Below are 12659 nucleotides of genomic sequence, written 5' to 3'. Positions count from 1 at the left end.
ACCCGCGCGAACCGGGAGGGGGCACCCCGGTGGCGTCTCGTAGGCTGCCGCGATGACCGCTCCCCCGGTGACCGTTCTCGCGCGTGCCGTCGGCTGTGTCGTCCCGGTCCGCCGTGGGGGACGCTCTGGGCGCGCCCTTCGAGTTCGGCCCGGAGGGTGCCTTCACGGCGCGGTTCCCGGCGCCCGGGCACGGCGGCGAGATGTGCGGGGGCGGCGGCTGGGACCCGGGCGAGGCGACCGACGACACGCAGATGGCCGTACTCGTCGGGGAGTCGCTGCTGGAGTGCGGCGGGCTGGATCCGGCGGACGTCTTCCGGCGGTTCCGGCGCTGGGCGGGGGCCGACCCCAAGGACATCGGCCTGCAGACCGAGGCGGTGCTGGGCAGCGGCGACCCGTGGGACACGGCCGCCGCGCTGCACTTCCAGGTCAGCCAACGCGCGGCGGGCAACGGCGCCTTGATGCGGGCGGCGACCTCCGCCGTGTACTTCGCCCCGCACGGCCGTGCCGTCACCATGGACGCGGCACGTCGTCTCGCCGCGCTCACCCACGGGGACCGCGCCGCCTGGGAGGGCACGGCCGTCTTCCACGAGCTGGTCCGGGTCGCCCTGACCGGCGCCGACCCGCTGGCCGCGCTCCCGGACACGCTCGCCGAGATCCCTCCCGGCCACCGCGAGCGCTACCGCGCCGTCCTGGCGCCCGACTGGCACCCCGACCTGGCCACCGAGTTCAACGGGGCGGTCTGGCCCTGTCTGGGTTCAGCCGTCTGGGCGCTGCGGACGACGACCTCGTACGAGGAGGCCGTCCGCGCCGCCGTCGATCTCGGCGGCGACACCGACACCGTGGCGGCGGTCACCGGTGGGCTCGCGGGGGCCGTGTACGGCGTCGGCGGCGTCCCGGAGCGCTGGACGGCCGCCCTGCACGTGCCGCTGCCGGGCTTCGGGGAGCGTGTCCTGCGGGCGGCCGGACTCGGCGGCCTGGCCGGCCGGCTGGCGTCGGTCTAGGGCTGTCCCTGGGCGTTGTTGAGGTACGCCAGTACCGCCAGCACCCGGCGGTGGCCGCTGTCGCTCGGCGGCAGGCTCAGCTTCAGGAACACGTTGCCGATGTGCTTGCTGACCGAGCGTTCGGTGATGACGAGCATGGTGGCGATGGTCGTGTTGTCACGGCCCTCGGCCATCAGCTTGAGGACTTCGCGCTCGCGCGGGGTGAGCTGGTCGAGCGGCGAGTCCTTGCGGCGGGTGAGCAGTTCGGTGACGACCTCGGGGTCCAGGGCGGTACCGCCGGAGGCGACCCGCTCCAGGGCGTCGAGGAACTCGTCGACCCGGCCGACGCGGTCCTTCAGCAGATAGCCGACGCCGCTCGCGCCACCACCGAGCAGTTCGGCCGCGTAGGACTCCTCGACGTACTGGGACAGCACCAGCACCGGCAGCCCGGGGATCTTCTCGCGGGCCTCCAGGGCGGCCCGCAGCCCCTCGTCGCGGAAACCGGGCGGCATCCGCACATCGAGCACGGCCACATCCGGGCGGTGCTCCAGCAGCGCGGGCAGGATCTCGGGACCGGAGCCGACGACGGCCACCATCTCGTGCCCGGCCGACGTCAGCAGCAGGACGAGGCCCTCCCTGAGCAGGGCGTTGTCCTCGGCCAGGACGATTCTCATACCGGCTCGACTCCCCTCGCAGCGCCTCGCACCATGCCGTTCACAGTGCCTTGATCGCCTCGGCGGTGGCCCGCGCCAACGCGCCCAGATAGCCCTTGGGCAGCTTCGGACTGCGGATCACCACCGAACGCCAGTAAAGCGGACCCGAAATGAGATCGAGCGCCAGGTCCCCGTCAAGACCGCCACGGATCTCCCCGCGCTCCTCCGCCGCCGCCACGATCTTCAGCGCGACCCCCTCCTGCCCCTCCCGCAGCGTCTTCTGCAGCGCCTCGGCGATCTCCGGATTGCGGGCCGCCTCCGCCTGCAGATCTGGGATGATCTGCGAGGCCGCGGGGTGCCGGAGTGCCCGGGACGTCACCTCGTACAGCATCCGCAGGTCCCCCTCCAGGCTGCCGGTCTCCGGCGCCGGCAGGCCCTGCACGGCGAGGGCCGAGACGAGGTCGAGAACCAGGTGGAGCTTGGAGCGCCAGCGGCGGTAGACCGCCGTCTTGCCGACGCCCGCGCGGCGCGCGATGCCCTCGATGGACATCCGCGCGTACCCGACGGTGGCGAGCTCCTCGAACACGGCCGCGCGAATGGCTTCCGTCACATCCTCCCGGAGCACGGCCGCGCCCGCGGGAGCCCTGCGGCGCGGTCGCGCCTGGGGTTCGTCGGCGTTCGTCGCGTTCGTCGTCATGCGCACCAGCATAGGGCGTTACGACGAAACGGTTGCGTTCCGACGTCGACTGGGCCTACTCTCACGTTGCGACGATACGGTCCCGTCCCGACGTAAGAAAACGTGAAGGAAAACGTAAGAGAACGCCGGGCGACGGCGGCACAACCGAACGGCCGCACCCCCACCCCCCGAGTGAAAGCAGCGGATGTGAGCCAGGTACTCCACACACCGCCCAAGACAGAGGCCGGGCCCCACGACGACGACCTCGCGGCCCTCGCCGCCCGTCACGGCCTCTCGGTCAGCGGCGCCCGCCCCTCCCTGCCCGAGTACGTCCGCCAGCTGTGGGCGCGCCGCCACTTCATCTCCGCGTTCGCCACCGCCAAGCTCACCTCGCAGTACAGCCAGGCGAAGCTCGGCCAGGTCTGGCAGGTGATGACCCCGCTGCTGAACGCGGCGGTCTACTACTTCATCTTCGGCGTGCTGCTGCAGACCAAGAAGGGCGTCCCGGACTACATCCCCTTCCTGGTGACGGGCGTGTTCGTGTGGACGTTCACCCAGAGCTCGATCATGTCGGGCACCCGGGCCATCGCCGGCAACATCGGCCTGGTGCGGGCCCTGCACTTCCCGCGGGCCGCGCTGCCGATCTCGTACTGTCTGCAACAGCTCCAGCAACTGCTGTTCTCGATGGCCGCGCTGCTGATCATCCTGTTCGTCATGGGCGTACCGCCGGCGCTGTCCTGGGTGCTGGTGATCCCGGCCCTGATCCTGCAGTTCGTCTTCAACGCGGGCGTCTCGATGATCCTGGCCCGGGCCGGGGCGAAGACCCCGGACATCGCCCAGCTGATGCCGTTCGTCCTGCGTACCTGGATGTACCTGTCCGGCGTGATGTGGAGCATCGACAAGCTGCTCAGCAAGCACAACGACCTGCCGTCCTGGGTGGTCGACGTGCTGCGCGCCAACCCGGCCGCCGTCTACATCGACCTGATGCGCTTCGCCCTGATCGACACCTTCCACGCCAGCCAGCTGCCGCCCCATGTGTGGGCGTGGGCGACCGGCTGGGCGCTGCTCGCGGGCGTCGGCGGTTTCATCTACTTCTGGAAGGCTGAGGAGACGTACGGCCGTGGCTGACAACATCCTGGGCATGGAGCCCACCGACGAGCGCGCCCCCACCGTCATCGCCGACGGCGTCGACATCGTCTACCGGGTCAACGGCACCGGCGGCGGCCGGGGCTCCGCGACGGCGGCCCTCAACCGCATCATGCGCCGCAAGCGTGCCGAGCAGGCCGCGGGCACCCGCCTGGTGCACGCCGTGCGGAACGTCTCCTTCGTCGCCTACAAGGGCGAGGCGATCGGTCTGATCGGCACCAACGGCTCCGGCAAGTCCACGCTGCTGAAGGCCGTCGCCGGCCTGCTCCCGGTGGAGAACGGCAGGATCTACACCGACGGCCAGCCCTCCCTCCTCGGCGTCAACGCGGCCCTCATGGGCGATCTGACCGGCGAGCGCAACGTCTACCTCGGCGGCCTCGCCATGGGCATGTCCCGGGAGCAGATCAAGGAGCGCTACCAGCAGATCGTCGAATTCTCCGGCATCAACGACAAGGGCGACTTCATCTCCCTGCCCATGCGCACCTACTCCTCCGGCATGGGATCCCGGCTGCGCTTCTCCATCGCCGCCGCCAAGGACCACGACGTCCTCCTCATCGACGAGGCGCTGGCCACCGGCGACGCCCTGTTCCGGCAGCGCTCGGCGGACCGGATCCGTGAGATGCGCGAGCACGCCGGCACCGTCTTCCTGGTCAGCCACAGCAACAGCACCATCCGCGAGACCTGCGAGCGGGTGCTCTGGCTGGAGCGCGGCGAACTGCGGATGGACGGCCCGACGGAAGAGGTCATGGAGGCCTACGAGAAGTTCAGCGGCGACGGCAAACCGAAGAAGCCCGCCGCCAAGCCCAAGCCCGCGGTCACCGCGACCGTCTGAGCCGTAGACAGACCAAGGGCGCCCCCGGAGGACCGGGGGCGCCCTTCGTTTCCCGCCTACGAATGCGCCCGCAGCAGCGTCCGCATCGTCCGCATGGCCACCGACAGATTCGCCAGGTCGAACGTCTCCGAGCTCTGGATCTCCTCCAGAGTCGTCCGCGCCCGGCCGAGGATCGCCGCGTTCTTCTCGTCCCACGCCTTGAACCGCTGCTCCGGCGTCGAGGCGCCGTTGCCGGAGGCCAGGACGTCCGAGGTCAGCGCCGCGTGGGCGGCGTACAGGTCCTCGCGGATGGAGGCGCGGGCCATGGACTGCCAGCGGTCTGCACGCGGCAGCTCGATGATCCGGTCCATCAGCTGCGTGATGTGCAGCCGGTCGGCGAGGTCGTAGTACACCTCGGCGACGGCCAGCGGATCCTTGCCCGTGCGGTCGGCCACCGAGACGATGTCCAGCGCCGGGAACGCCGAGGAGAACCCGGCGACCCGCGTCGCGACCTCGTCCGGGACACCGGCGCCGGTCAGCTCGTCGTAGATCTTCTGCCACCACTCCAGGTCCGCGCCGCGCAGCAGCTTGGTCAGCTGCGACCACACCTGCTCGACGCGCTCGGCGAAGAACTCGACGGTCTCGGCGAGCTGGAGCGGCTGCGGCCGGTTGTTGAGCAGCCAGCGCGTGCCGCGCTCGACCAGCCGCCGCGAGTGCAGCCGGATCCGGGTCTGTACGGCGGCCTCGACCCGGTTGTCGAGTGCCTCGACCGCGTCCCACACGGGCGCCGACCTGAAGATCGCCCGGGCCGCGGCCTGCGCCCGCACGATCTCCTCCAGCGAGGCCCCCGTCTCCTCCCGCAGCCGGTGCAGATACGTCGTACCGCCCGTGTTGACCGTGTCGTTGACCAGCACGGTCGTGGTGATCTCACGGCGCAGCGGGTGGCTGTCGATGTACTCGGGGAACTTCTCGCGCAGCGCGCTCGGGAAGTACGCGTACAGCAGACCGCGCAGGTAGGGGTCGTCCGGCAGCGAGGTGTGCAGCAGCTCGTCCGACACGGTGATCTTCGTGTACGCCAGCAGGACGGCCGTCTCCGCGCCGGTCAGGCCCTGCCCCGCGGCGAGCCGTTCGCGGATCTGCCGGTCGGCCGGCAGGAACTCCAGCGCCCGGTCGAGGTGCCCCTCGCGGACCAGGTGGCGGATGAAGCGCTGCTGGGCGTGGAGCATGTCCTGGGACTGGGCGAGGGCGTTGGCGATCGCCGTGTTCTGCGCGTAGTTGTTGCGCAGGACGAGCCGGCCGACCTCGTCGGTCATCTCCGCGAGCAGCTTGTTGCGCTGCTTGACGGTCATGTCGCCGTCCGTGACCAGCCCGTTGAGCAGGATCTTGATGTTCACCTCGTGGTCGGAGGTGTCCACCCCGGCGCTGTTGTCGATCGCGTCCGTGTTGATCTTGCCGCCGATGCGGGCGAACTCGATCCGGCCGAGCTGGGTCAGACCCAGGTTGCCGCCCTCGCCGACGACCTTGACCCGCAGGTCCTGGCCGTCGACGCGGATCGAGTCGTTGGCCTTGTCGCCGACGTCCGCGTTCGACTCCGTGCTCGCCTTGACGTACGTGCCGATACCGCCGTTCCACAGCAGGTCGACCGACGCGCCCAGGATCGCCTTCATCAGGTCGGCCGGGGTCATCTTGACGACACCCGCCGCGATACCGAGCGCCTCACGGATGTGCCCGTTGACGGGGATGGCCTTGGCGGTGCGCGGGAAGATCCCGCCGCCCGTCGAGAGCAGCCCGGTGTCGTAGTCGGCCCAGCTGGAGCGCGGCAGCTCGAACAGGCGGCGGCGCTCGGCGTAGGAGGTCGCGGCGTCCGGCTTGGGGTCGATGAAGATGTGCCGGTGGTCGAAGGCGGCGATCAGGCGGATGTGTTCGGACAGCAGCATGCCGTTGCCGAACACGTCGCCGGACATGTCGCCGATGCCGACGACCGTGAAGTCCTCGCTCTGGGTGTCCACGCCCAGCTCGCGGAAGTGCCGCTTGACGGACTCCCAGGCACCGCGGGCGGTGATGCCCATGCCCTTGTGGTCGTAGCCGGCCGAGCCGCCGGAGGCGAAGGCGTCCCCGAGCCAGAAGCCGTACGACCCGGCGACCTCGTTGGCGATGTCGGAGAACGTCGCCGTGCCCTTGTCGGCCGCGACCACCAGGTAGGTGTCGTCCCCGTCGTGCCGGACCACCTCGGCCGGCGGCACGACCTCCCCGGCGACCATGTTGTCGGTGATGTCGAGCAGCGCCGAGATGAACGTCTTGTAGCTGGCGATGCCCTCGGCGAGCCACGCGTCGCGGTCCGCGGCCGGGTCGGGCAGCTGCTTCGCGACGAAGCCGCCCTTGGCGCCGACCGGCACGATGACGGTGTTCTTCACCATCTGCGCCTTCACCAGGCCGAGGATCTCGGTCCGGAAGTCCTCCCGCCGGTCGGACCAGCGCAGACCGCCGCGCGCGACCTTCCCGAACCGCAGGTGCACACCCTCCACCCGGGGCGAGTACACCCAGATCTCGAACGCCGGCCGGGGCGCGGGCAGGTCCGGGATGGCCTGCGGGTCGAACTTCATCGACACGTACGCGTGCGGCGTGCCGTCGGCGGTCTTCTGGAAGACGTTGGTGCGCAGGGTCGCCTTGATGACGGTCAGGAAGGAACGCAGGATGCGGTCCTCGTCGAGCGAGGCCACCTGGTCGAGGGCCGCGTCCAGCTCCTCCAGGAGAGCGTCCACGATCTCGTGCCCGGCGCGCTGCCGGTCCGGCGACATCCGCGCCTCGAACAGGGAGACGAGGAGCCGGGTGGTGTGGACGTTCGTGCGGAGGGTGTCCTCCATGTAGTCCTGGCTGAACGTCGACCCGGCCTGGCGCAGGTACTTGGCGTACGCGCGCAGCACCATCGCCTGCCGCCAGCTCAGCCCGGCACCCAGCACCAGCGCGTTGAACCCGTCGTTCTCCGCGCCGCCGGTCCAGGTCGCGGCGAACGCCTCCTGGAACCGCTCGCGCCCGTCGTCCCCGAGCAGGTCGGTGGTGCCCCCGCCCAGCGCCGGCGGGATGCGCAGCCCGAAGTCGTAGATCCAGGACACGCTGCGGTCCGTGCAGCGCAGTTCGTACGGCCGCTCGTCGATGACCTCGACACCGAGCCGGCTGAGCACCGGCAGCACCGCGGACAGGGAGATCGCGTCGCCCTTGCGGTAGATCTTGAAGCGGCGCTCGTCGGGAGCGGCGCCGACGGGCTCGTACAGGCTGAGCGCGAAGCTCTGCTCCTCGGTGAGCCGTTCGAGATGGACCAGGTCGGCGACCGCGGCGCGCGGGGTGTGGTCGGCCTTGTAGCCCTCCGGGAAGGCGTTGCTGTAGCGGCGCAGCAGCTCGGCGGTCCGCTCCTCCCCGCACTCCACGTTCAGCGCCTCGCCGAAGGCGTCGGCCCAGGACCGGGCGGCCTCCACCAGACGGGCCTCGATACGGTCCTTGTCGGCGTCGCTGAGCTGCGGCAGCTCGGTGCCCTGCGGCACACGGACCACGAAGTGCAGCCGGGAGAGGATCGACTCGGTGTTCCAGGCGGTGAAGTCGACGCTGATGCCGCCGAGCTCCTCCTTCAGGATGTCGATGATCCGCAGCCGCACACCGGTCGTGTACCGGTCGCGGGGCAGGTAGACGAGCGCCGAGTAGTAGCGCCCGTACTCGTCCTGCCGCAGGTAGAGCCGCAGCCGGCGCCGTTCCTGCAGGTAGAGCACGGACGTGACGATGGTGCGCAGCTCGTCCACCGGGGTCTGGAAGAGCTCGTCGCGCGGGTAGGTCTCCATGATCTGGAGCAGGTCGCGCCCGTCGTGGCTGTTGGGCGAGAACCCGGCGCCCTTCAGCACGGCCTCGGCCTTGCGGCGCACCACGGGCACCCGCACCACGGACTCGGTGTAGGCGGCGGAGGAGAACAGACCGAGGAAGCGCCGCTCACCGATCACGTTCCCGTCGGCGTCGAACTTCTTCACACCCACGTAGTCGAGGTACGACGGCCGGTGCACGGTGGCCCGGCTGTTGGCCTTGGTCAGCACGAGCAGCTTGTGCTCGCGCGCCTTGGCACGCGCGTCGGCCGGAAGCCGCTCGAAGGACGGGCTGACCGGATGGGCGTCGACCTCGGAGTGGTGCGGATCGGACCGCAGGATCCCCAGCCCCGTACCGGGCACCGCCGCCAGGGCGTCGTCCCCGCGCAGCTGGTACTCCCGGTACCCCAGGAAGGTGAAGTGGTCGGCGGCGAGCCAGCGCAGCAGCTCACGGGCCTCCTCGACCTCGGGCGAGGCCAGATCACCGGGAACGGGCTCGGCGGGCAGGTCGTCGGCGATCCGCAGCGCCGCGTCCCGCATCTTCTCCCAGTCCTCGACGGCCTCACGGACGTCGGACAGCACCCGCAGCAGATCGGCGGTGATCTGCTTCAGATCGGCCCGGTCGCTCTCGCGGTCCGTCTCGACATGGATCCAGGACTCGACGTGCGCGTCGTGCGGGAGGTCCCCGGCGGCCGACGGCGCGCCCAGCACCTCGATCAGCCTGCCGGTCACATCACGCCGTACGACGACCTGCGGATGGATGACCAGATGGATCCCCCGGCCCTGCCGGGACAGCTCATTGGTGACGGAGTCGACGAGGAACGGCATGTCGTCGGTGACGACCTCGACCACGGAGTGGCTGCACGTCCACCCGTTCTCCTCGACGGTCGGCGTGTGGACCCGGACGTTGGCCGTGCCCTGTGGACGGTTCTCGGCCAACCGGTAGTGGGAGAGCGCGGCTCCGAAGATGTCGACCGGGTCGCGGTCGCCGAGGTCTTCCGGGGCGGTGTGGAGGTAGTAGCGCTGCAGAAAGGCGAACAGGGATTCTTGGTCCGGGGTGCCCGGAGCGGCCTCGCTCGTCGCCCCAGTCGGTAGGTGCCCCCCGACCGGGCTGTTCTCAGCGACCCGCGCCGCCCTCTCGAGCAGCTCGGCCTTGGCTTCGTCCAGCTTGGTCTGCATTGTCCTCTGGCTCCTGTCGCGCGCCGTTGCGTGACGTAGAAGGAAGTACGGTCTCTTCCCCTCCGACGTAACGCCGCGACGCGGGGTCTCCGGTCTGCTCCGACGCTATGCCGCAAGGTGAGATGAGCGGGGGGCAATCAGCCATTCTCGACACGACTCCGGGGTGTGACACTGCTCTCCGAGCCGCGCGCTTCCGGGGCGTGTACGGCGTCCTGGGGCCCCGTGTGCCCCGGTCCCGCCCGCGTGTACCAGCGTCCGCCACCCGGTCGCGGAACAGGTCCGTACGTACCGGGCGCAGGGCAGGGGCAGCAACACCCCCGCGAGCTATCGCGCTGATCACGCCACTAAGGCTATCGCTCCTTTCCGGGGGCCCGTCATGAGCCGTATGTGTACAAAACCGGGGCCGGATGTTTGACGTTCTGCACAGAGACAAAAGGGGGCGTGGTCGACTGTTCCGCGCGGGTGGGTCGACGTCGGCGCTGCCGCGCGCCACCCTGAAAGCGGGCCCACCGCTCTTTCGAGAGGAGCCGTCCGCCATGACCACGAAGATCCTCGTCGTCACCGGGGACGCAGCAGAGTCCCTGGAAGTCCTCTACCCCTACCAGCGCCTGTGCGAGGAGGGCTACGAGGTCCATATCGCCGCCCCCACCCGCAAGAAGCTCCGGTTCGTCGTCCACGACTTCGAGCCCGGCTTCGACACCTACACCGAGAAACCCGGCTACACCTGGCCCGCCGACCTCGCCTTCTCCGAGGTCGACCCCGGCCAGTACGCGGCCGTGGTCATCCCCGGCGGCCGCGCCCCCGAGTACCTGCGCAACGACCCCGAACTGCGCAAGATCCTCAAGTCGTTCTTCGACGCGGACAAGCCGGTCGCCCAGATCTGCCACGGCCCTCTGCTCACCGCGGCCGCCGACGCCCTGAGCGGCCGCCGCGTCACGGCCTACCCGGCCCTGGAACTCGACATGCAGTCGGCGGGCGCCACCTTCCAGGACGCCGAGGCCGTGGTCGACGGCACCCTCGTCTCCTCCCGCGCCTGGCCGGACCATCCGGCCTGGATGCGAGAGTTCCTGAAGGTACTGCGCACCAAGGCCCCGGCGACCTGAGCCGCATGCGACCTACCACCTGGGGCGGACCCCCTGCGACCGACCACCTGGGGCCGGTCGCCGGTCGCCCGGTGGGTCACGCGGCCAGTCTCCCCGCGACCTCCACCGCCTCCGTCAGCGAGTCCACCACCGGCACGCCCACCGCCTCCAGACTCGCCCGGCTGTGCGACCCGCCGGTGTACAGCACGGCCCGCGCCCCCGCGTGCAACGCCGCCACCGCGTCATCCGCCGCGTCCCCGATCACCACGGTCCGTGTCGGCTCCACCCGCCTCCCCAGCGCGGCGAGATGCCGCACCATGTGCTCCGCCTTGCTCCCGCCGGACGGCCCCACCCGCCCGTCCACCCGGACGAAGTGCGGCTCGATGCCGAAACCGCGCACCACCGGCACCAGTTCCTCGTGCACGTACATGCTCAGCAGGGACTGGCTGTGCCCCGCCGACCGCCACCCGGTGAGCAGTTCCACCGCCCCCTCGGTGAGCCCGCACCCCACCCGGTGCTGGGCGTAGTACCGGTGGAACACCTCGTCCATGGCCTCCCACTCGGCGTCCGTCGGCAGCCGCCCCATCAGCCGCTCGTAGAACTTCGGCACCGGCACGCAGTACAGCGCCCGGTACCGCTCCAGTGTCAGCGGCTCCAGCCCCAGTTCGGCGAAGGCCGCGTTCGTCGCCCCGATGATCGCGTCGTTGTCGTTGAGCAGCGTCCCGTTCCAGTCCCAGACGATGTGCGCCGCTTCCTGCTGCTGCATCCCCATACCCGAAAACGTACCCGCGGCCACTGACAACGAAGAGCCGACGCGGATTCCGCGGGGCCTCAGTCGCCCGTTCCCACCAGGCCCGGGATCTCCTGCGTGGCGAACCACAGCAGCTCGTGGTCCTCCGCCCCGTCCACGACGAACTGCGCGTCGTCGTCCCCGCCGTCCGCCGCCGCGAGCGCCGACGCCGCAGCCGCCACGTCCGTCTCCGCGTCCCCCGCGTCGACATGCACCGAGGCCGCCTTGACGAGCCGCACCGTCCCCGACACCCGCACCTCGCCGAGCGCCGCGGGATCCAGCCCCCGGTCGGGGTCGGCCACGGCCATCCGGTCGGGTACGTCGACGGCGACCACGACCCGCCGCCGCGGCGCACCCGGCTCCGTCGCCAGCAGGCGCAGCGAGCCCAGCGCGGCCCGACTGAGGGCGGCGTACTCCAGCTCCTCGATGTCGTCGGAGAGGTACCACTCGCGCAGCGCGGGCGTGACGGCGTACGCGACGAGCGGCCCGGACCCCAGCTCCCCCGTCTTGTGCGCCTCGGCGAGGCCGGGGAGGGTCAGGGGAACGTAGACGCGCATGACGGGCCGCTCGCTCTCAGGTCGGGGACGGTGCTCGAACCCGGCCCGGAGACCGTGCTCGAAGGACCTTCAGGATACGTGCGGGAGTCCCCTTTCGAGTCCCCGCCGACGCCTCTCCCGCCGTCCACTCCACGCCTCGGATTTCACCCCCGCCAAGCCGCCTCCCAGGCCTTTCCCCTCCCCCGGCCACCCTGATAGGTGAACCTCCCCCGACCCCTATCACGACTCTCCGCAACCTTGCCCTCACGATCCGCGACCCCGTACAAGATCGGCAACGGAAAGTTACCGCCCGGTACCACCCGGGTCGGCCGCACCCATCAAGTCGATCGAACGGGGACACGATGAACAAGGTCATGACGAGGATGCAGCACAGCCCCGGCACCCGCCCTCCGGGCCGCCGCGACCCCCGCCGCCCCGCCGGCAACACCCCACCCCGCACCCGCCAGACCCGCACCACACCCCCCACGACCCCACCAACACCCCCGTCCTCCCCTTCGGGCCCCCGGCCCACCGACCTCTTCGCCGACCGGCTCCTGGCGGTCCTGACCGGCCAACGCCCCGTCCACTTCATGCTCCGCCACACCGTGGGCCGCGCCTACGACGACCTCGCCCACCTCGCCGAACGCGGCCCCCTGCGCACCGCCCACGGCGTCCGCCCCACCGTCCGCGACATCGGCTACTTCGTGCCACGCCCCGGCGCGATCGAGGCCTTCGCCCGCATCGGCGCCGGCGACCGCCTGCGCGCCATGGCCTTCCGCCTGGAACTCGGCAACGACCACCGCTGGCGCTGCACAGCGGTAGAACTGGGCGGCCCCCGCAGGCAACACACCCCGGACGACTGACCACCGGAGCCCACGGGGCCGGCCACACCCAGGACGACCGACCACCGAAGGCCCCGGGGCCGGCCACACCCCATGAACCGACCCCTGAGGGCCCCGAG

General features: G+C 70.8%; 9 protein-coding genes and 1 pseudogene. 5 read left to right on the top strand and 5 right to left on the bottom strand.

All coding sequences use genetic code 11. From position 1 onward, the window contains the following. The first annotated feature begins 52 nt into the window (after positions 1-52). Positions 53-1001, top strand: a pseudogene (locus tag ACFPIH_RS12405) (ADP-ribosylglycohydrolase family protein). On the opposite strand, the gene ACFPIH_RS12400 reads toward ACFPIH_RS12405, so the two are convergent. Together ACFPIH_RS12400 and ACFPIH_RS12395 are read right to left on the bottom strand one after the other, a co-directional pair. Further along, positions 998-1654 (bottom strand): response regulator, encoded by a 657-nt coding sequence (locus tag ACFPIH_RS12400; RefSeq protein WP_381170036.1) that lies wholly within the window; start codon positions 1652-1654, stop codon positions 998-1000. The pseudogene ACFPIH_RS12405 and the gene ACFPIH_RS12400 sit on opposite strands and share 4 nt — an antisense overlap. 40 nt (positions 1655-1694) lie before the next feature. Beyond that, on the bottom strand, positions 1695-2342 hold the full coding sequence (locus ACFPIH_RS12395; protein ID WP_381170034.1) for a TetR/AcrR family transcriptional regulator: 648 nt from the start codon (positions 2340-2342) through the stop codon (positions 1695-1697). A gap of 174 nt (positions 2343-2516) precedes the next feature. Between ACFPIH_RS12395 and ACFPIH_RS12390 the strand changes: the two genes are divergently transcribed. Together ACFPIH_RS12390 and ACFPIH_RS12385 are read left to right on the top strand one after the other, a co-directional pair. Further along, entirely contained in the window at positions 2517-3437 is a 921-nt protein-coding gene (locus tag ACFPIH_RS12390; protein ID WP_381170032.1) for an ABC transporter permease, read from the top strand. A 13-nt stretch (positions 3438-3450) separates the two neighbouring features. Then, positions 3451-4287, top strand: a complete 837-nt coding sequence (locus ACFPIH_RS12385) for an ABC transporter ATP-binding protein (RefSeq protein WP_381170696.1) — start codon at positions 3451-3453, stop codon at positions 4285-4287. Between the two features lie 56 nt (positions 4288-4343). Here the strand turns inward: ACFPIH_RS12385 and ACFPIH_RS12380 are convergent, their stop codons facing one another. Beyond that, the gene (locus ACFPIH_RS12380; RefSeq protein ID WP_381170030.1) at positions 4344-9290 is read right to left on the bottom strand and encodes an NAD-glutamate dehydrogenase; all 4947 of its coding nucleotides are present in this window, start codon (positions 9288-9290) and stop codon (positions 4344-4346) included. A gap of 536 nt (positions 9291-9826) precedes the next feature. Between ACFPIH_RS12380 and ACFPIH_RS12375 the strand changes: the two genes are divergently transcribed. Beyond that, complete coding sequence (locus ACFPIH_RS12375; protein ID WP_381170028.1) at positions 9827-10393, top strand: DJ-1/PfpI family protein; 567 nt, start codon at positions 9827-9829, stop codon at positions 10391-10393. A gap of 76 nt (positions 10394-10469) precedes the next feature. On the opposite strand, the gene ACFPIH_RS12370 is transcribed toward ACFPIH_RS12375, so the two are convergent. Both ACFPIH_RS12370 and ACFPIH_RS12365 read right to left on the bottom strand, forming a co-directional pair. Then, on the bottom strand, positions 10470-11138 hold the full coding sequence (locus ACFPIH_RS12370) for an HAD family hydrolase (RefSeq protein WP_381170694.1): 669 nt from the start codon (positions 11136-11138) through the stop codon (positions 10470-10472). A gap of 65 nt (positions 11139-11203) precedes the next feature. Then, the gene (locus ACFPIH_RS12365; protein WP_381170026.1) at positions 11204-11719 is read right to left on the bottom strand and encodes a DUF6912 family protein; all 516 of its coding nucleotides are present in this window, start codon (positions 11717-11719) and stop codon (positions 11204-11206) included. Positions 11720-12060: 341 nt separating this feature from the next. Between ACFPIH_RS12365 and ACFPIH_RS12360 the strand changes: the two genes are divergently transcribed. Then, positions 12061-12561 (top strand): Rv3235 family protein, encoded by a 501-nt coding sequence (locus ACFPIH_RS12360; RefSeq protein WP_381170023.1) that lies wholly within the window; start codon positions 12061-12063, stop codon positions 12559-12561. The last annotated feature ends 98 nt before the right edge of the window (positions 12562-12659 follow it).

This window comes from Streptomyces vulcanius (assembly GCF_042653945.1).
Classification (GTDB): Bacteria; Actinomycetota; Actinomycetes; order Streptomycetales; family Streptomycetaceae; genus Streptomyces; species Streptomyces mangrovi.
This window is presented reverse-complemented; position numbering and strand designations above follow the sequence as displayed.